The sequence below is a fragment of the Noviherbaspirillum phoenicis genome (genome assembly GCF_047237965.1).
In the GTDB taxonomy this organism is placed as follows: domain Bacteria; phylum Pseudomonadota; class Gammaproteobacteria; order Burkholderiales; family Burkholderiaceae_D; genus Noviherbaspirillum_A.
In genome coordinates this window covers 2,532,538-2,552,096 of sequence record NZ_JBDFLX010000001.1, presented here as the reverse complement: position 1 = coordinate 2,552,096, position 19,559 = coordinate 2,532,538, and the positions used below count along the sequence as shown (strand labels likewise).

The window sequence follows — 19,559 nt, the reverse complement described above, 5'->3', positions numbered from 1 at the left end:
CGATGCTAGGCTGTTAATAGTTCCGTAGAGCAATAAGGCATATCGTGAGCAATCTGGTTGAAAAATTCGGTGAGTACAGCCACTGGCGCAGTGGCGTGGTGCGCGCGCTCGAACGCTATCGCGACGCGATCCAGGCTGCCGGCCTGGCCGATGAAGGCAGCCAGCAGCGCATCGCGCGCACCCTGGCCCGCCTGGCCGAGGACAGGATGACGGTGGCCTTCGTTGCCGAATTCTCGCGGGGCAAGTCGGAGCTGATCAATGCGATCTTCTTTGCCGGCTATGGCCAGCGCATCCTGCCTTCCTCGGTGGGCCGCACTACCATGTGCCCGACCGAGCTGATGTATGACGCCAGCCTGCCGCCCTCGATCCGCCTGCTGCCGATCGAGACCCGCGCCACCAGCCACTCCACCAGCGACCTGCGCGCCCAGCCGGATGCCTGGACCGTGATGCCGCTGGATGTGGCGTCGACCGATGGCATGCTGGAAGCCTTCCGCCAGGTCAGCCTGTCGCGCCGGGTGCCGGTCGAACAGGCCCAGGCCTATGGCCTCTACGACCCTGACGACGCCGACAGTGGCATGGCGGTGGGCGCCGACGGCCTGGTGGAAATATCGCGCTGGCGGCATGCGATCGTGAATTTTCCGCATCCGCTTCTGCAGCAGGGCCTGGTGATCATCGACACGCCCGGCCTGAACGCGATCGGCACCGAGCCCGAACTGACCTTGAACCTGATTCCGAACGCGCACGCGGTGCTCTACATCCTGGCTGCCGACACCGGCGTGACCCGCTCCGATATTGATGTCTGGCGCGAGCATATCGGCGCCAGCGCCGGCCGCATGGTGGTGCTGAACAAGATCGACAGCATGTGGGACGAGCTGCGCGGCCCCGCCGAGGTCGAGGCGCAGATCGCGCGACAGGTCGCCGGCGCTGCCCAGACGCTGGAACTGGATGCTTCGCAGGTCTACCCGGTGTCGGCCCAGAAAGGCCTGGTCGCCAAGATCAACGGCGACGCCGCGCTGCTGGAAAAGAGCCGGTTGCCGGCGCTGGAATCGGCGCTGTCGCAAAAGCTGATACCGGCGCGGCGCGAGCTGATGCAGGCGCAGCTGCATGCCGAGGCGGCGGAGCTGATTGCCTCGCGCCAGTCGCTGCTGTCGTCGCGCCTGCGTAATGTGGTCGAGCAGCTGGTCGAGCTGAAGAGCCTGCGCGGCAAGAACCAGAATATCGTGGCGCACATGATGAAGCGCATCGACATGGAGAAGGCCGATTTCGATGCCAGCCTGGTCAAGCTGCAGGGCACCCGCACGGTGTTCGGCAACCTGTCGGAAGAGCTGTTCGCCCATCTCGGCACCGACGTGCTGAAGAACAATATCCGCGATACCCGGGAAGCGATGCAGTCCAGCCTGTTCTCGGTCGGCATGCGCGATGCGGTCAAGCGCTTCTTCACCGAGGTCGAGGGCAACCTGATCCTGTCGGGCCGCAAGATCGGCGAGATCAGCGAAATGATGGCGGTGATGTACCGCCGTTTCTCCGCCGAGCACGGCTTTGCGCTTTCCACGCCGATGCCGTTTTCACTCAAGCGCTATGCCGACGAGATCGCGGCGGTCGAGGCTGCGTATCACAAGCAGTTCGGCGCGGGCGCGCTGCTGACCACGCCGCAGCTGGCATTGATGCAGAAGTTCTTCGACTCGATCGCATCACGGGTCAGGCAAAGCCTGCTGCTGGCCAACCGCGACGTCGAAGCCTGGCTGAAGGTGGTGATGGCGCCGCTGGAAGCTCAGATCCGCGAGCACAAGAACCAGCTGAAGCAGCGCCGCAATTCGATCGAGCGCATCCATCTCGCGGCCGACGACCTGGACGTGCGCGTCACCGCGCTGGAACGGATGCAGGCCGACCTGGAAAACCACAGGCAGGCGCTGGCCGAGGGCGAGTCCGGCCTGAAGGCGGCGCTGGCCGCCGATGCGCCGTCGCCGGCGCCATCCATGGTTGCCGGATGAAACGCATCGTCGGTCACGATACCCCGCTGCAGGACCCGTCCTTTTCCGCCGACGTGGTGCGCTGGCAGAAGCAGCACGGCCGGCATGCCCTGCCGTGGCAGAACACGCGCGACGCCTATCGCATCTGGCTCTCCGAAATCATGCTGCAGCAGACCCAGGTCGCCGCGGTCATTCCGTATTATCAGCGCTTCCTGGAGCGCTTTCCCGATGTGAGGTCGCTGGCCGGGGCGCCGGCCGAGGAGGTGATGGCGCACTGGAGCGGCCTGGGCTACTACTCGCGCGCCCGCAACCTGCATCGCTGCGCGCAGCGGGTGGTGGCGGAATACGGCGGCGTCTTTCCGGCCGACCCGGCGCTGCTGGCCGACCTGCCCGGCATAGGCCGCTCCACCGCCGCGGCGATTTCCGCCTTTGCCTACGGCACCCGCGCCGCCATCCTGGACGGCAATGTGAAGCGGGTGTTCTGCCGGGTGTTCGGCATCGAGGGCTTCCCCGGCGCCAAGCCGGTCGAGGACAAGCTGTGGCAACGGGCCGAAGCATTGCTGCCGCATGAGGACATGCAGGCCTATACCCAGGGTCTGATGGACCTGGGCGCCACGCTGTGCACCCGCAGCCGGCCAGACTGCCAGCGCTGCCCGCTGGCGCATCGCTGCGTGGCTTATGAAACCGGCCGCACCGCCGAACTGCCGGTCAGGAAGCCGAAGAAGACGGTGCCCGAGCGGCATGTCGGCATGCTGGTCATCGTCGACGATCGGCAGGTGTTGCTCGAGCAGCGGCCGGGCAGCGGCATCTGGGGCGGTCTGCTGTCCTTGCCCGAGGTCGCGCTGGACGACTGGGACAAGCGCATGGCGGCCGCGGTCGCCCCCTTCGGCGTGATGCAGGCGCACGAAAAACTGCAGCCCTTCAGCCATGCTTTCACGCATTTCAAGCTGCATGTGGCGCCGTACCGCGTCCATTTGTCGCAGCGGCACGCGATGGCGGCCGAGGCCGGCCATGTCTGGTATCCGGTGGACAAGCTGGCGCAGGCGCCGCTGCCGGCGCCGGTGAAGAAGATGCTGGTGGAATTGCTGGGGACGCGGGATCTGTTTGGAAGTTGATTTGCCGGGCCGGTAAAGGCGTGCTTAATGGCATTCCGTTTAAAAGTGTCCGTCCGTTCGGATCTTTTGTTTAGCGCAGCGTACTCAAATTTTTTAATCCTGATGCGGAGCGATAAATGGATCCCTCTTCCAGATTGGGCAAATCATCAAATTATGTAAACGAGCTTGATTCGCGCAATGGCGAAACGGTAAGCGGTTCCATGCCGTCCAATCAGAAGGTGCCTGTTCTTTCTAAAAGGGAAATAAACGCTGAACGGCTGTTGGAGCCGACTGCAGAGCAAATTGCGTATAAAGAAAACTTCGGTGAATTGGTGTTACACGGCGTGTTATACAACTCACGTGCTGGAGAACGGAACAATGAAACCGTAACTCTAGAGTCCTTCAAGCGCGCCGTCATCAGCTTGCTGCACATGCAGGAAAGCGAACAGGAAAATGCAGCTGATACCCTGTTGGGAATATTAACGGCACGAGTAGAGAGTTATACACGCAAGGCATCCGTGATGGGAAGCAACGGATCGAAGGAATTCCAGACGACGCGGCTTATGGTAGGGGTGCTGAAGTTGCTTGTGGAAAGCGAAAACCTCGGACTCGGTAAGGTCAGTCACACCAAAATCAAAGACGCGCTGCCAGCTTTGGAAAGCCAAGCCAAGGTGGAATATGAAGTGCGGAATGACAAAATAAAAGGCCTACATACCGTTATTGCAGAACCCAAAATGTGATGAGCTTTTCCATTGCCGGCCGTGGAATGCCGCATTGGGCTTTGCAAGCCACGGCTATGGCTGATTGGTCATCGCGCTGGTCAACGCTTCAATGCGACTTGTCACCCGCCACGATCCCATGCTGCACCAGATACTGATGCACGATGGCCAGACGGCTTTGCGCATCCGTCAGTTCCAGCAGCTTCTGCCGCGCCAGCGTGGAGATCGGCAGGATCTCGCACCAGCGATTGGCGACCCAGCAGGTGCTGTCCAGTTTCAGTTCCGCCGGAAAAGGACTGAAGCCGCCTTCGCCGCTGGCGCGGGCCGCTTCATTGATATCCTTGATGACGGTCTTCAGCGCGGTGGCGCAGGCTACCAGTTCGGCGCTCGGTGGCGCGTCGGCGTCGTCGGCGATCAGTTCCGTCCTGGCTTCGATGCGCTGATCAGGCAGTGTGCGGGTTTCCAGGATACGGAAGCGCTGGCCGCCGCTGGTCTGCAGCATCAGCAAACCCAGTTCGGGCATGTCCCACTCGACGATATGCGCCAGGCATCCCACGCTGTCGGGCTGGGCCGCAACGCCGACTTCCTTGCCTGACTTGATGCGCACCACGCCAAACGGCGCATCGCGCTTCATGCAGTCGCGCACCATGTCGATATAGCGCGTCTCGAACACTCTCAGCGGCAGCGCGCCGCCGGGAAACAGCACGGTATTGAGCGGAAACAGCGGTAGCCAGGTGTCGTCGGACATGGGAAAGCCTGAAAAGAAGGAAGAATCAGTCCAGTTCGCGGTGGCGTTTCAGCACCCGCGCGGCGTTCTGAAAATGGGCTGCCAGATGCTCGACGAAATACACCGAACGATGCTGGCCGCCGGTGCACCCTATGGCCACGGTCAGATAGCTGCGGTTGTCGTTCTTGAATGACGGCAGCCACTTCTCGACGAAATGGCGGATGTCGCTCATCAGGTCTTCCACTTCCGGCAGCGCATCGAGAAAATTGATCACCGGCTGATCGCGCCCGGTCAGTGGCCGCAGCGCCAGGTCGTAATACGGATTGGGCAGAATGCGCACGTCGAACACCAGGTCGGCGTCGAGCGGCACGCCGTACTTGAAGGCAAACGATTCGAACAGCAGCGTCAGCGGCGAGTGGTCGCTTCCGACCAGGTCCTTGATCCAGGCGCGCAGCTTGTTGGCCGACAGGCCGGAGGTGTCGATCACCTGTCCCAGGCCTTCCACGTCGGCCAGCATTTCACGTTCGCGACGAATGCATTCGACCAGGGTGGGGCGATGGGTCGGGCTCTTGTCGCCATCGCCGATGGCTTCGCGATGCGACAGCGGATGGCTGCGTCGGGTTTCGGAAAAACGGGTGATCAGCGATTCGGTCTTGGCGGTGAGGAACAGCACCTTGACGTCATGTCCCTGCTGCTTGAGCCAGCGTATGTCAGCGGGCAATTCAGCGAGTGACAGCGCGCTTCGGGCATCCACCGCAACCGCCAGCGCAGTGGCGCCCTCGTTTTGCCGGGTTTCGACCAGCGCGCGCAGCAGCGTGGGCGGAAGGTTGTCTACACAGAAGTAGCCGGCATCTTCAAGAGCCGCGAGGCCGATCGATTTGCCGGAGCCGGATATACCGGTAATGAGTATGATGCGCATCGCCCGATGATACCGCAAACCGCCCGGATTTAAAGGCGGGGCCGGCCTGCGGGCGCCTTTCCTCAGGCTTCGTCGTCCATCGCCTTTTGCTGGCGCTCCATGAAGTCCTTCAGGGTGTCGATGCCGCGCAGTTGAAGAATGGTATTGCGCACCGCGGCTTCCAGCAGCACCGCCAGGTTGCGGCCGGCCTCGACCGGGATCACCACCTTGCGGATCGGCAGCCCAAGCACTTCCTCGCTTTGCGAATGCAGCGGCAGGCGCTCGTAGTTTTCTTCCAGCGTGCTGCGCCTGACAAGGTGCACGATCAGCTTCAGGCGCATCTTCCGCCGCACCGCGGTTTCGCCGAAGATGGTGCGGATGTCGAGCAGGCCCAGGCCGCGCACTTCCAGCAAATTTTGCAGCAGCGTCGGGCAGCGGCCCTCGATCATGTGCGGCGCGATGCGGGCGAATTCCACCACGTCGTCGGCCACCAGGCCATGATTGCGGGAAATCAGTTCGAGGCCCAGCTCGCTCTTGCCCAGGCCCGACTCGCCAGTAATGAGCACACCCACGCCCAGCACGTCCATGAACACGCCATGCATGGTGATGCGCTGCGCCAGCTTCTTGGACAGATAAACCCGCAGGTAGTCGATCACCTGGGCCGCGGGCAATGGCGTGGAGAACAGCGGGATATTCTTTTCGTCGCAGATCGCCAGGATGTAGGCCGGCGTTTCCAGGCCCTGGGCAATGATGAATGCCGGCGGCGCGCCGGCCACCAGTTCTTCGGTCTGGTGCTGGCGCGACAGCGGCGAGAGCCGCTTGTAGTACTCGGTTTCCTGGTGCCCGAATACCTGGATGCGCCCCGGATGGATCAGGTTCAGGTGGCCGACCTGGTCCGCCGCCGACGCGGCATCGCCGGAAATCAGGCGCTCGCCGCCGGGAAAGCCGGCGAACCAGCCCAGTTGCAGCGCCTCGCGGTTATCGTCGTAGAGCTGCTGTATCGACAGCGGAGTGGAAAGCGGCATCGGTGTTCACACCTGAAAAAGGGAAAACAGGGTCGGCCGGGATGAAAATTCAGGCGACATTCTGCATGCTGGACTGCCAGCCTATGATGCGGTCATGCACTGCCTTGGCATCGGGATCCTGGGCCAGGCCGGTGCGGAATGCGTCGTCGGAAAACATCTCGGCGATTTCAGAAAGGATTTCCAGGTGCTGCTGGGTGACGTTGTCGGGAATCAGCAGGAAAATCAGCAGACTGACTGGTTGGCCGTCCGGCGACTCGAATGGAATCGGCGCGGCAAGGCGCACGAAGGCGGCGATCGGCGCCTTCAGGCCCTTGATGCGGCCATGCGGCACCGCAACGGCATGGCCCAGGCCGGTGGAGCCGAGGCGCTCGCGGGCAAACAGGTTGTCCGAGACCGTTGAGCGGGCGATGCCAAAATTATTCTCGAAGATCAGTCCCGCCTGTTCGAATGCGCGCTTCTTGCTGGATACGTCAAGGTCGAGCACGACATTCTCTATCGGGAGGATCTGGCTGAAGTGGGTCATGATGCGATGCACAATAAAAGTGGCTTGTCGCTGCGGATTATAGGCGCATTGCAAGGAGGAAGCTCCTGAACGCCTATGCCGTGGCGGCCGTGTTGGGGCCGCTGATGCAGTATATGGGTGCGGCTGTCCCTGTTTCCAGTCGCACTTTATACGCGATATCCCAGCGGGGCAATGTATTTGAGAAACATTCCGGTAAAAAAGGAATGACAATTATTGACGTGGCAATCGCAGGTTCGAAGGACGCTGGCTAGTCGTGAAATTGCTCCGCCAAGGATTGATGTCCAGCCCGCCGCGGCGTGTAAAGCGGGCATAGACCGCCAGCTTCTGTGGCTGGCAATGGCGCAACAGGTCCATGAAGATGCGTTCCACGCATTGCTCATGGAATTCATTGTGATTGCGGTAGCCGATCAGGTACTTCAGCAGGCCTTCCTGGTCGATGGCGGGGCCGACATAGCGGATCTGCACGCTGCCCCAGTCGGGCTGCCCGGTAACCAGGCAGTTGGACTTGAGCAGATGCGACACCAGCACTTCCTCGACCGGCGCTTCCTCGCGGGCGCTCCTGAGCAGCGCGGTATCGGGGCTGTAGTTGTCGACCTCGATATCGAGCCTGTCCAGCAGCAGGCCGTCGAGTTCGCCCATCTTCAGCTTGCCGAAATCCTCGGGCGCGGTCAGCGCCACCTGCACCGGCGCGCCGGTGGCCGCGGACAGGTCGGCGCGCAGCAGTTCCAGCAGCGCGTCGGCGCCGGCCAGCCGGGTCTGGTTGAAGGAATTGAGATAGAGCTTGAAGGACTTCGACTCGACGATGTTGGGCGAGTCGGCCGGGATCATGAAGCTCACCACCGCGATCTGCGGCTTGCCGCGCAGGTTCAGCCACGACACCTCGTAGGCATTCCAGATGTCGATGCCGAAGAACGGCAGCGTGCCCGACGACAGCCCCAGTTCACTGCGCTTGCCCTGGCGGGCAATCGGAAACAGCAGGGAAGCATCGTATTCGCTCTTGTAGGTGGCGGGCTTGCCGAGCGGGGAATCTTGCGGCGTGTCAGGCGTGGTCATGGTGACGGAATCCGGCGGAAACCGGCATTTTGCCAGATTCCGCCGGGCGGGGTTCCGCAGGGTTTCAGAGGAAGAGCTTGTAGGCCGGATTGTCGTTCTCGTCCCAGTAGCGGTAGCCCAGGCTGGAGAGCGAGGCGCGGAATGCCTTCATTTCCTTTTTCGGCACCTGCAGGCCGACCAGGATGCGGCCGACGTCGCCGCCCTGGTTGCGGTAGTGGAACAGGCTGATATTCCAGTTCGGCGCCATGCTGGCCAGGAAGCGCAGCAGCGCACCGGGGCGTTCCGGGAATTCGAAGCGGTACAGCAGCTCGTCCTGCGCCAGCGTGCTCTTGCCGCCGACCAGGTGGCGGATATGCATCTTGGCCAGCTCGTCGTGCGTCAGGTCGAGCGTACGGTAGCCATGTTTTTCGAAACTCCTGGCGATCTTGCCGGGCTCGTCCCGGTTGGCGATCTGCAGGCCGACGAACACATGGGCCTCGCGTTCGTCGCTGATGCGGTAGTTGAATTCGGTGACGCTGCGCCCGCCGACCAGTTCGCAGAAGCGCCGGAAGCTGCCGCGCTCCTCGGGTATGGTGACGGCGAACACCGCTTCGCGCGATTCGCCCACCTCGGCCCGTTCCGCCACCAGGCGCAGGCGGTCGAAGTTCATGTTGGCGCCACAGGCAATCGTTACCAGGGTTTCGTTCTTCAGCGGCCGTTTGGCCAGGCGCTCGCGTTCGATGTAGGCCTTGGCGCCGGCGACCGACAGCGCGCCGGCCGGCTCCAGGATGCTGCGGGTGTCCTGGAACACATCCTTGATCGCCGCGCAGACGGCGTCGGTGTCGACCACGATGATGTCGTCGACATACATCTTCGCCAGCCGGAAGGTTTCCTCGCCGACCAGCTTGACCGCGGTGCCGTCGGAGAACAGGCCGACATCCGGCAGCGCGATGCGGCGACCGGCGGCCAGGCTTTGCGCCATTGCGTCGGAATCGGTGGTCTGCACGCCGATCACCTTGATGTCGGGCCGCACCGCCTTGACGTAGGCGGCGATGCCGGCAATCAGGCCGCCGCCGCCGATGGCCACGAAGATTGCGTGGATCGGGCCGGAATGCTGGTGCAGGATTTCCATCGCGATGGTGCCCTGGCCGGCGATCACGTCCGGGTCGTCGAAGGGGTGGACGAAGGTCAGCTTCTGCTTCTTTTCCAGCGTCAGCGCATGGCCGTAGGCATCGCTGTAGGAGTCGCCGTACAGCACCACCTCGCCGCCGCGCGCGCGCACCGCGTCGATCTTCACCTGCGGCGTGGTGGTGGGCATCACGATCAGCGCCTTGCAGCCCAGGCGCGAGGCCGACAGCGCTACGCCCTGGGCGTGATTGCCGGCCGAGGCGCAGATCACGCCGCGCTTCAGTTGCGCCGGGGTCAGGTTGGCCATCTTGTTGTAGGCGCCGCGCAGCTTGAAGCTGAACACGCTCTGCATGTCCTCGCGCTTGTAGTAAATGCGGTTGCCGGTGCGCTCGGACAGGCCGGGCGCAAATTCCAGCGGCGATTCGATGGCAACGTCATAGACGCGGGCGGTCAACACTTTCTTCAGGTAATCGATGGTCATGGCTTCCTGGCTGATGAGGCAATTGCTGTGCGCCGTGGCGGCGCGCGGGCGGGGCAGGCATGCGTAGATCCATGGCAGGCTCTGCGCATGCGGCTTGGCAACACATTATAATGGACGCCCCTCGGCGGAACCCGTTCCCCGGCACAGGCCGGAGCCGCATGGATCACCAGTTCAACCAAAAAGGCGGGTCCGACTTCGCATGATACTTTCCGCAATCGAATGGCTGCTCAACGTCCTGGCCGCGCCGGCCGTGGGCCTGACCTCGGTGTTTTTCATCAGCCTCGTGTCGGCCACCCTGGTGCCGCTGGGCTCGGAACCAGCGGTGTTCGCGGTGGTCAAGGCCAATGCCGCCATGTTCTGGCCGGCGATCCTGGTCGGCACAGTCGGCAACACGCTGGGCGGCATGCTCAACTACGCGCTGGGCTATGGCGCCAAGCAGGTATTTGCCCATGAGCGCAAGACCCGCTGGTTTCACTGGCTGGAGCGCTATGGCGCCAAGACCCTGCTCCTGTCCTGGCTGCCCGGCGTGGGCGACCCGATCTGCACCGTGGCCGGCTGGCTGCGCCTGCCGTTCTGGCCCAGCGTGGGCTACATGGCCATCGGCAAGTTCCTGCGTTATTTCATGATGACGGCCGCGCTGCTGTATGTGCCCGACGGTTTCTGGCGGCGCATCGCGGAATTGTTCTGATCGTTTTCGCACTGTCACGCTGACCGGCGGAAGGGGCGAATCGGGGCGGTTTCCGAATGGCGATGCCCTCAGCCTGATGCGACGCAATACGCTAGAATGCGCGTTTGGCGTCAGTCCCTCCTCAATTCCCCTCTGATGAACGCTCCAGCTCAAATCCAGGCTTTATTGTCCGACGTGCCGGCTCCGACCCGGCTGCGCGAAATTCCCTATAACTACACCTCGTTTTCCGACCGCGAAATCGTGATCCGGCTGCTGGGGGAAGAGTCCTGGCGCCTGCTGGACGCGCTGCGCGGCGCGCGCCAGACCGGCCGTTCGGCGCGCATGCTCTACGAAGTGCTGGGCGACATCTGGGTGGTGCGGCGCAATCCCTACCTCCAGGACGACCTGCTGGACAATCCGAAACGGCGCCAGGCCCTGATCGACGCCTTGAATCACAGGCTGGGCGAAGTCGACAAGCGCCGCCTCGCTGCCGACGGCAGCGACGGCAGCGACGGCGCCGAGATGGATGCGCAGCAGCGCAGCGACAGCGTCGAAATCCTGCTGAAAGCGGCGCGCAAGGCCGTGGCCGACTTCGGCGAGGAATTCCGCCAGACCTACGACCTGCGCAAGCGCGCGGTGAAGGTGCTGGGCCGCTACACCGAAAAGGACAACATCAAGTTCGACGGTTTGTCGCGGGTGTCGCATGTCACCGACGCCACCGACTGGCGCGTGGAATACCCGTTCCTGGTGTTGACGCCCGACAGCGAAGAGGAAATGGCCGGCCTGGTCAAGGGCTGCATCGAACTGGGACTGACCATCATCCCGCGCGGAGGCGGCACCGGCTACACCGGCGGCGCGATTCCGCTGACGCCAATGTCGGCGGTGATCAACACCGAGAAGCTGGAGCAGCTGGGCGAAGTCGAAATGATGACCTTGCCCGGCGTGGACCGCGAGTACGCCACCATCTACACCGGCGCCGGCGTGGTCACCAAGCGGGTGTCCGACGCGGCCGACAAGGCCGGCCTGGTGTTCGCGGTCGACCCGACCTCGGCCGAGGCGTCCTGCATCGGCGGCAACATCGCGATGAACGCCGGCGGCAAGAAGGCCGTGCTGTGGGGCACCGCGCTGGACAACTTGGCGAGCTGGCGCATGGTGGACCCGAACGGCGACTGGCTGGAAGTGACCCGCCTGGAGCACAACCTCGGCAAGATCCACGACGCGCCGGTGGTCAAGTTCCGGCTGGAATGGACCAAGCCGGCGGCGCGCGGCCGCAGCAACCAGCCGTTCCGCTCGGAAGTGATCGAAGTGGCGGGCAAGGTGTTCCGCAAGGAAGGCCTGGGCAAGGACGTGACCGACAAGTTCCTCTCCGGCCTGCCCGGCATCCAGAAGGAAGGCTGCGACGGCCTGATCACGTCGGCGCGCTGGATTCTGCATCGCATGCCGAAACATGCCCGCACCGTCTGCCTGGAATTCTTCGGGCAGGCGCGCGACGCGATCCCATCGATCGTCGAGATCAAGAACTACCTCGACGGCGAGACCGCCAAGGGCGGCGCCATCCTGGCTGGCCTGGAGCACCTGGACGAGCGCTATCTGCGTGCGGTCGGCTATGCCACCAAGTCCAAGCGCGGCGTGCTGCCCAAGATGGCGCTGTTCGGCGACATCGTCGGCGACGACGAAGACGCGGTGGCGCGCGCCGCCTCGGAAGTGGTCCGCATCGCCAATACCCGCGTCGGCGAGGGCTTTGTCGCGGTGAGCCCGGAAACCCGCAAGAAATTCTGGCTCGACCGCGCCCGCACCGCGGCCATTGCCAAGCACACCAACGCCTTCAAGATCAACGAGGACGTGGTGATCCCGCTGAACCGCATGGGCGAGTACACCGACGGCATCGAGCGCATCAACATCGAGCTGTCGATCAAGAACAAGCTGCAGCTGGTCGATGAACTGCGCGCCTTCTTCGCCAGGGGCAACCTGCCGCTGGGCAAGAGCGACGATGCCGAAGGCAGCGGCATTCCGCCGGCCGAGCTGCTGGAAGACCGGGTCAGCCAGGCCGAGCAGTTGCTGGCCGGCGTGCATGCGCGCTGGACCTACCTGCTGGCCAATATGGACAAGCCGCTGGCCGCGGCCAGGGCCGACCTCGCGGTGCTGGGCCTGGACAAGCTGTCTGCCGCCTTCGACGAGCGCCTGGCGCAGCAGCCGGAGGCGACCGTCTTCGACGTCACCCAGGACCGCACGGTGCGGGTGTCGTGGAAGAGTGAAGTGCGCGCCGGCCTGCGCCAGATATTCAATGGCGGCGCCTTCAAGCCCATCCTGGAAGAATCCACCGCGATCCACAAGAAGGTGCTGCGCGGCCGCGTGTTCGTCGCGCTGCACATGCATGCCGGCGACGGCAACGTGCATACCAACCTGCCGGTCAACTCCGACCACTACGAGATGCTGCAGGACGCCCATGCGGCGGTGGCGCGCATCATGACGCTGGCGCGCTCGCTCAACGGCGTGATCTCCGGCGAGCATGGCATCGGCATCACCAAGCTGGAATTCCTGACCGAGGACGAGATCGTCGAATTCCGCGAGTACAAGCACCGGGTCGATCCGGAAGGCCGCTTCAACAAGGGCAAGCTGCTGAACGACCCGAACATGCATTCGGACCTGCGCAATGCCTACACGCCGTCGTTTGGCCTGATGGGCCATGAGTCGCTGATCATGCAGCAGAGCGACATCGGCGCCATCGCCAACAGCGTGAAGGACTGCCTGCGCTGCGGCAAGTGCAAACCGGTGTGCGCCACCCATGTGCCGCGCGCCAACCTGCTGTACTCGCCGCGCAACAAGATCCTCGCCACCTCGCTGCTGGTGGAAGCCTTCCTGTACGAGGAGCAGACCCGGCGCGGCGTGTCGATCAAGCACTGGGAAGAATTCGAGGACGTGGCCGACCACTGCACGGTATGCCACAAGTGCGTCACGCCTTGCCCGGTCAACATCGACTTTGGCGACGTGTCGATGAACATGCGCAACCTGCTGCGCAAGATGGACAAGAAATCCTTCAACCCCGGCACCGCGGCCTCGATGTTCTTCCTGAACGCCACCGACCCGGCCACCATCAACGCCACCCGGCAGGTGATGATGGGCTGGGGCTACAAGGCCCAGCGCATGGGCAACGAGGTGCTGAAGAAGCTGGCGAAGAAGCAGACCAAGGCGCCGCCGGCCACCCACGGCAAGCCGCCGGTGCGCGAGCAGGTGATCCACTTCATCAACAAGAAGATGCCGGGCAACCTGCCCAAGAAGACCGCGCGGGCGCTGCTCGATATCGAGGACGACAAGATCGTCCCCATCATCCGCGACCCCAAGACCACTAGCGCCGATACCGAGGCCGTGTTCTACTTCCCCGGCTGCGGCTCGGAGCGGCTGTTCTCGCAGGTGGGGCTGGCAACGCAGGCGATGCTGTGGAACGTCGGCGTGCAGACCGTGCTGCCGCCGGGCTATCTGTGCTGCGGCTATCCGCAGCGCGGCTCGGGCAATTACGACAAGGCGGAAAAGATCATCACCGACAACCGGGTGCTGTTCCACCGCATGGCCAACACGCTGAACTATCTCGACATCAAGACCGTGATCGTGTCCTGCGGCACCTGCTACGACCAGTTGCAGGGTTATGAATTCGAGAAGATCTTCCCCGGCTGCCGCATCGTCGACATTCATGAATACCTGATGGAGAAGGGCGTCAAGCTCGAAGGCGTCAATGGCGTGCGCTACATGTACCACGACCCCTGCCATACGCCGATGAAGCTGCAGGACCCGCTCAAAACCGTCAATTCCCTGATCACGACGGTCGACGCGCAGAAGATCGAGAAGAACGATCGCTGCTGCGGCGAGTCCGGCACGCTGGCCGTGTCGCGGCCGGACATCTCGACCCAGATCCGCTTCAGGAAGGAAACCGAGATGGAGAAGGGCGTGGCCAAGGTACGGGCCGATGGTTTCGCCGGCGACGTCAAGGTGCTGACGTCCTGCCCGTCCTGCCTGCAGGGCCTGTCGCGCTACAACGAAGACTCCGGCACCACCGCCGACTACATCGTGGTCGAGATGGCGCGCCACCTGCTGGGACCGTCCTGGCTGGAAGACTATGTCGGCCGCGCCAACAGCGGCGGCATCGAGCGGGTGCTGGTATGACGGCGGCCTGCGAGCTGTGCGAGGGCAGCGGCGGCGAGGAGCTGTACCGCGATCACCAGTTGCGTGTGGTGCTGGTCGACGATGCGCAGTATCCCGGCTTTTGCCGGGTGATCTGGCAGACGCATGTAAAGGAAATGACCGATCTCGCGCCGACCGAGCGCAGCGCAATGATGCAGATGGTGATGAAGGTCGAGACCGCGCTGCGCGAGGTAATGAATCCGGACAAGATCAACCTGGCCAGCCTGGGCAACATGACGCCGCACCTGCACTGGCATGTGATACCGCGCTTTGCCGACGATGCGCATTTCCCTTCGCCGGTGTGGGCCAGTGCGCAGCGCGCCACCGACGCCGCCACGCTGGCAGCGCGCACCGCGCAATTGGCCGCGCTGCGCGATGCGCTGGCGCGGCAGACCGCACAATAATCTGGAGACTGACAACATGGCTGGCTCGAAACAGACACCACCGGCGCCAACGCCGACCGAACTCGCGGTGCGCAGGCAGTCGCGCCTGCTCGATATTGCCTTTGACGATGGCGCGAAATTTTCGCTGCCCTTTGAACTGCTGCGGGTGTATTCGCCCTCGGCCGAAGTGCGCGGCCACGGCCCCGGCCAGGAAACCCTGCAGACCGGCAAGCGCAACGTGGACCTGACCGCGCTGGAGCCGGTCGGCAATTACGCGGTGCAGCCGCATTTCGACGATGGCCACAACACCGGCATGTATTCCTGGGAATACCTGTACTGGCTGGGCAATAACCAGGCCGAACTGTGGGAAGACTACCTGGCGCGGCTGGATGCGGCCGGGCATGGGCGCGAGGCGGGGCGTGACTTGGCGATGGCGCCGGCCAAGGCGGGCGGGCATGGACATGGGTGCGGCGGGCATTGAGGCACGGTGAAGCAAACTTGCAGCTGCAGTTGCTTTTGACGTACGCGCAGCGACAGTTGCGGTTGCTTTTGACGTTGACGTTGACGTTGACGTTGACGTTGAAGTGGCCGTTGTTTTTGCAGTTGCCGTGAAGTCCCGTTGAGCGCGCCGTGTCAGCGGTGCCCGGAGCGGGAAAAGGTGCGGCGTCTGTCTGAGTCAAGCGCAGCTTGGCGAGTTTAGCCGCGCCCCGCTCCGGGTACCGCTGGCACGGGCACCCCGCGCTAGCGGGGCGCGATCACCGGGTCGCCTTTTTTTGGTTACTTTTTTTGGCGAAGTGTATAGACCGGGGACATGGGTAACACTTTGGCGTATTCCATATCAAGCCAAAGGATTCTCTAACCATGCCCTGGAAAGACGTTGACATGATGACCCTTCGACAAGAATTTACGGCGCTAGCGCAGCAGGATGGCGTGAACTTCAGTGCCCTATGCACGCGTTTTGGAATCAGTCGCAAGACAGGATACAAATGGCGTGAACGCAGCATGACGCAGGGCCCTGCTGGCCTGCAGGACTGCTCGCGCAGACCCTGCAATACGCCACTGCGTACCAGCCAGGCAAACGAAGAGCTGGTAGTGAAGGTGCGTCTGAAACACCCCACCTGGGGCGGCCGCAAGATTCATCGCAGCCTGCTCAATCAGGGTCACATCCAGGTGCCAACCCCCAGCACCATTACCCGGATTCTGCATCGACATGGCTTGATCTCAGAAAAGGCAAGCGCAAACAGCACCGCCTGGCAGCGCTTCGAGCATGCCCAGCCCAATGATCTCTGGCAGATCGACTTCAAGGGCCATTTCCAGACCGGCCAGGCCACGTGTCATCCACTGACCGTGCTGGATGATCATTCACGCTACAACATCGTCCTGCAGGCTTGCCTGAACCCGGACACTGCCACTGTGCAGGCAGCTCTGGAAACTGCCTTTCGCCATCACGGCATGCCAGTACGGATCAACGCTGACAACGGTTCTCCATGGGGCAGTCCGTCGCAGCACGAGCATGGCATCACCAAGCTCACCATCTGGTTGATTCAGCTGGGCATTCGCATCAGTCACAGTCGTCCGGCTCATCCACAGACCAATGGCAAGGACGAACGTTTCCATCGCACGCTCAAGGCAGATGTGCTGCACGGGCGTCACTTCGTTGACCTTGAGGAGGTCCAGAACGCATTCGACCGCTGGCGAATGATCTACAACAACGAGCGGCCGCATGAAGCCATCGGCATGGCCACGCCGGTAACCCGGTTCCGGCAAAGCCGTCTGGCCTATCCCGAGCGATTGCCAGAGATTGTTTATCCGCAGGAAGACCTGGTGGAGACCGTCGGGTGGAACGGGCATGTGAAGTTCCACAAGCGCAGCTTTCGCGTCTCCAGCGCCTTGCACAGGCATCGTATTGCGGCCCGCGCCCTGTCAGGCCAGGACGGCATTTATGACCTGTACTTTGCGCATCAGCGATTTGGCCAAATCGACTTGCGCAATGCCGAAAAGCACGATTAAATCTGTTACCCATGTCCCGGCACATGTGTAACCTATGTCCCCGGTCTATACAGCGAAGCAAAAAAAGTGACCCGGCCGCCGGGACGGATTCCCGGCTTGTCTCCACGGCAGTGCAGCCGCTTTGCGTCACCCAGCAAGGCACGGGCAGCACTGTCGGTGTTGTTGTTGATGTTCGTATTGAAACTTCAACTTCAAACTTCAAAAGCAACTGCTGCTTCGCAGTGACGTCTTTACGCCGGGTGAAGCAACACGATCACACTATCGTCATGACCAGGCCGGGAGTTCGCCCCGGCAGGCGACCTACTTCTTTTGCTTCGCCAAAAGAAGTAGGCAAGAAAAGGCGACCCGGTGATCGCGCCCTCGCTGCGCGAGGGTCCCCGTGCCGTCGATGCATGGAGCGGGGCGCGGCTAAACTCGCCAAGCTGCGCTTGACTCAGACAGACGCCGCACCTTTTCCCGCTCCACGCACCGACGTCACGGCGCGCTCAACGGGATTAAAAAGCAACGGCAACTTCAAAAGCAGAAGCAACGGCAACGGCAACGGCAACGGCAACGGAAACGGCAACGGCAACGGCAACGGCAACGGCAACGGCAACGGCTCCTCGCCCCCGCCACATCACACAACGTAAACCCGGATCGCATCCCCGGCCACTGTCCCATCGACCCATGGTGAAGCACCATTCTGTCCTGATGCCACGCTGCGGCAAATTCGAACGGCCATTGCAACGAAACGTCCCTGCCGTATGCGCATGCGACTCAAGCTATTCCATCGTTATTCCACTCCCAACATCCGCGCCAGGCTGTTGCCAGGCTGCTGCGCCACCAGCCGGATGCGTTGCTCCAGTTCCTGCAGGTGTTCTTCCATGGCCTGCACCGCGCCGGCTTCGTCGCCGTTGGCGATGCATTCGACGACGCGCGCATGCTCTTCGTGCTCGCAGCTGGCATGGCCGCCCGGTTCATGCAGGGCCACAATCAGCGAACAGCGCGACAGCAGCTCTGCCAGATAACGATGCAGGATGGGATTGCGCGCCAGTTCCGCCACCCGCAGGTGAAAGCTGCTGGCCAGCCTGGCCCAGTCGGTCTGCTTCCAGGTATGCATCACTGCATGCTCTTCCTTCAGGTGCCGGCGCAGCGCCGCGATGTCCTTCTTCGTCGCGCGCCTGACCGCCAGCACCAGCATCGATGCCTCCAGCGTGCGGCGCGCTTCGAAGATCTCGTGCATCTCCTGCGGCGTGGGCATGGCGACGATCGCGCCACGGTTGGGCCGCAGTTCGACGATGTGATCGTGGGCCAGCTTCTGCAGCGCCTTCTGCACCGTGGTGCGGCCGACATTGAACAGCTGGCACAGGGCCGCCTCCGGCAGCTTGGTGCCGGGCGCCAGCTGCTGGCTCATCACGCGCTCGAACACGGTCTGGTAGATGTGCCGCACCATGGCATCGGACGCGCCGGAAGGCTCGTCCGGGCGCGGAAGCGGAGAGGCGATCTCGGGTGGGGATTTGCTCATGATGGCCTGCCGGGCTCCTGTAGCTGCTGCCATATCGACACCGCCAGTTCCACCAGCGCCAGGTCGCTGCCGGCCGGTCCGAGCAGCGAGATCCCGGCTGGCAGGCCGGCGGCGGAAACGAAGGGCAAGCTTACCTGCGGCAATCCTGCCAGTCCAGCCACGCAGGTGATGCGGAAGGTGCGGGCGCGCACCGCGTCGACTTCGGCGCCGGAAGCATCCAGCCGTGGCGCCACGCTGGCCGCCGACGGCAGCACCGCGACGCCATCGTTGCCCAGCAGGGCACGCACCGAAGCGCGGATCGCGGCCTGGCGCGCTGACGCCTGCGCCCCGGTGTCTGCGCTGATGTCGCTGGCAGCGGCGAAACGCGACGCCACGGCAGGGCTGAAACGCGGTTCATGCGCGGCGATCCAGTCGCCGTGGGTTTGCCACGCTTCCCATGCCGACGCGGTGATATAGGTCTGGCGCCAGTTTTCGAGCTGGTCGGCGCCGCCGCCGCTGGTGGCCAGGGTGCGCAGCGCAGCACGGCCACGCGACAGCGCGTCGACTACCCGCAACGCCGGCGCCTGGAACGCTTCATCCGCCTGGGCCAGCGCATCTTCCAGCAGCAATACGCGCCTGAACTGCGTGGAGTCGGCCGGCAGCAGCACCCGGGCCACCTCGAGGAAGGTGGCGGCGTCGTGCGCCAGCCAGGTCGGCGTGTCGAAGCCGGGCGCCAGCGGCACCAGGCCGTCGCGCGACAGCAGGCCATGCGTCGTGCGCAAGCCCCAGACGCCGCAATAGCTGGCCGGCACCCGCGTGGAGCCGCCGGTGTCGGTGCCGAGCGCGAAGTCGCACAGGTGCGCCGCCACCGCCGCCGCCGAACCGGAAGACGATCCGCCCGGCACCCGATCCGGCGCGGCGCTGTTGACGGGCGTGCCGTAATGCGCGTTGTCGCCATTGATGCTGTAGGCCAGCTCGTCGGTCAGGGTCTTGCCGACTAGCGTTGCGCCGGCGGCCAGCAACTGCTCGACCAGCGGGCTGCTGCGCACGGGATGGTCATGGCTTTCCAGCCAGGCCGGGTTGCCGGCGCCAGTCGGATGGCCAGCGACGTCGAACAAGTCCTTGACCGCGAACCGCAAGCCCTTCAGCGGGCCGCAAGCCGCGCCGTCGATGCGGAAACGGCCATGCGGCACCCATGCGCCAACGTGGTCTTGAATCGGAAACATGCTGTCGTGTTGCGCGC

17 protein-coding genes are annotated in these 19,559 nt (G+C 63.4%); 9 read left to right on the top strand and 8 right to left on the bottom strand.

The window, feature by feature from the left end:
* Nucleotides 1–44: 44 nt before the first annotated feature.
* From ABC383_RS11530 to ABC383_RS11520, 3 genes are all read left to right on the top strand, one after another.
* Nucleotides 45–1,991: a dynamin family protein gene (locus ABC383_RS11530; RefSeq protein WP_413014068.1), complete on the top strand. Its 1,947-nt coding sequence runs from the start codon at nucleotides 45–47 to the stop codon at nucleotides 1,989–1,991.
* Nucleotides 1,988–3,085 (top strand): A/G-specific adenine glycosylase, encoded by a 1,098-nt coding sequence (gene mutY, locus ABC383_RS11525; protein ID WP_413014067.1) that lies wholly within the window; start codon nucleotides 1,988–1,990, stop codon nucleotides 3,083–3,085. The genes ABC383_RS11530 and mutY overlap by 4 nt, the downstream gene beginning before the upstream one ends.
* Nucleotides 3,086–3,201: 116 nt before the next feature.
* The gene (locus ABC383_RS11520) at nucleotides 3,202–3,804 is read left to right on the top strand and encodes a hypothetical protein (RefSeq protein ID WP_413014065.1); all 603 of its coding nucleotides are present in this window, start codon (nucleotides 3,202–3,204) and stop codon (nucleotides 3,802–3,804) included.
* Nucleotides 3,805–3,892: 88 nt separating this feature from the next.
* On the opposite strand, the gene ABC383_RS11515 is transcribed toward ABC383_RS11520, so the two are convergent.
* The 6 genes from ABC383_RS11515 to ilvA form a co-directional block, all read right to left on the bottom strand.
* Entirely contained in the window at nucleotides 3,893–4,531 is a 639-nt protein-coding gene (locus tag ABC383_RS11515; RefSeq protein ID WP_413014063.1) for an LON peptidase substrate-binding domain-containing protein, read from the bottom strand.
* 25 nt (nucleotides 4,532–4,556) lie between these two features.
* Complete coding sequence (gene rapZ, locus ABC383_RS11510) at nucleotides 4,557–5,429, bottom strand: RNase adapter RapZ (protein ID WP_413014061.1); 873 nt, start codon at nucleotides 5,427–5,429, stop codon at nucleotides 4,557–4,559.
* A 62-nt stretch (nucleotides 5,430–5,491) separates the two neighbouring features.
* On the bottom strand, nucleotides 5,492–6,433 hold the full coding sequence (gene hprK, locus ABC383_RS11505; RefSeq protein WP_194711457.1) for an HPr(Ser) kinase/phosphatase: 942 nt from the start codon (nucleotides 6,431–6,433) through the stop codon (nucleotides 5,492–5,494).
* 49 nt (nucleotides 6,434–6,482) lie between these two features.
* Nucleotides 6,483–6,956, bottom strand: coding sequence for a PTS sugar transporter subunit IIA (locus ABC383_RS11500; protein ID WP_194711458.1), 474 nt, complete (start codon nucleotides 6,954–6,956; stop codon nucleotides 6,483–6,485).
* A gap of 210 nt (nucleotides 6,957–7,166) precedes the next feature.
* The gene (gene queF, locus ABC383_RS11495) at nucleotides 7,167–8,009 is read right to left on the bottom strand and encodes an NADPH-dependent 7-cyano-7-deazaguanine reductase QueF (RefSeq protein WP_413014059.1); all 843 of its coding nucleotides are present in this window, start codon (nucleotides 8,007–8,009) and stop codon (nucleotides 7,167–7,169) included.
* Nucleotides 8,010–8,073: 64 nt separating this feature from the next.
* The gene (ilvA, locus tag ABC383_RS11490; protein ID WP_413016315.1) at nucleotides 8,074–9,612 is read right to left on the bottom strand and encodes a threonine ammonia-lyase, biosynthetic; all 1,539 of its coding nucleotides are present in this window, start codon (nucleotides 9,610–9,612) and stop codon (nucleotides 8,074–8,076) included.
* A 184-nt stretch (nucleotides 9,613–9,796) separates the two neighbouring features.
* Between ilvA and ABC383_RS11485 the strand changes: the two genes are divergently transcribed.
* From ABC383_RS11485 to ABC383_RS11460, 6 genes are all read left to right on the top strand, one after another.
* On the top strand, nucleotides 9,797–10,285 hold the full coding sequence (locus ABC383_RS11485) for a YqaA family protein (RefSeq protein WP_194711461.1): 489 nt from the start codon (nucleotides 9,797–9,799) through the stop codon (nucleotides 10,283–10,285).
* 135 nt (nucleotides 10,286–10,420) lie between these two features.
* A complete protein-coding gene (locus ABC383_RS11480; protein ID WP_413014056.1) occupies nucleotides 10,421–14,422 on the top strand; it encodes a DUF3683 domain-containing protein in 4,002 nt (1,333 codons plus the stop codon).
* Nucleotides 14,419–14,844 carry an HIT family protein gene (locus ABC383_RS11475; RefSeq protein WP_413014054.1) on the top strand — a complete coding sequence of 142 codons (426 nt, stop codon included), beginning with the start codon at nucleotides 14,419–14,421 and terminating at the stop codon, nucleotides 14,842–14,844. Before ABC383_RS11480 ends, ABC383_RS11475 begins: the two co-directional genes overlap by 4 nt.
* A gap of 16 nt (nucleotides 14,845–14,860) precedes the next feature.
* A complete protein-coding gene (locus tag ABC383_RS11470; protein WP_413014052.1) occupies nucleotides 14,861–15,304 on the top strand; it encodes a gamma-butyrobetaine hydroxylase family protein in 444 nt (147 codons plus the stop codon).
* Between the two features lie 380 nt (nucleotides 15,305–15,684).
* Entirely contained in the window at nucleotides 15,685–16,833 is a 1,149-nt protein-coding gene (locus ABC383_RS11465; RefSeq protein ID WP_413012297.1) for an IS481 family transposase, read from the top strand.
* Nucleotides 16,834–17,225: 392 nt separating this feature from the next.
* Nucleotides 17,226–17,462, top strand: coding sequence for a hypothetical protein (locus tag ABC383_RS11460; RefSeq protein ID WP_413014051.1), 237 nt, complete (start codon nucleotides 17,226–17,228; stop codon nucleotides 17,460–17,462).
* Nucleotides 17,463–17,605: 143 nt separating this feature from the next.
* Here ABC383_RS11460 and ABC383_RS11455 read toward each other — a convergent pair whose 3' ends face one another.
* Both ABC383_RS11455 and ABC383_RS11450 read right to left on the bottom strand, forming a co-directional pair.
* Nucleotides 17,606–18,337, bottom strand: coding sequence for a GntR family transcriptional regulator (locus ABC383_RS11455; RefSeq protein ID WP_413014049.1), 732 nt, complete (start codon nucleotides 18,335–18,337; stop codon nucleotides 17,606–17,608).
* Nucleotides 18,334–19,542, bottom strand: coding sequence for an amidase (locus ABC383_RS11450; RefSeq protein ID WP_413014047.1), 1,209 nt, complete (start codon nucleotides 19,540–19,542; stop codon nucleotides 18,334–18,336). The genes ABC383_RS11455 and ABC383_RS11450 overlap by 4 nt, the downstream gene beginning before the upstream one ends.
* Between the last annotated feature and the right edge of the window lie 17 nt (nucleotides 19,543–19,559).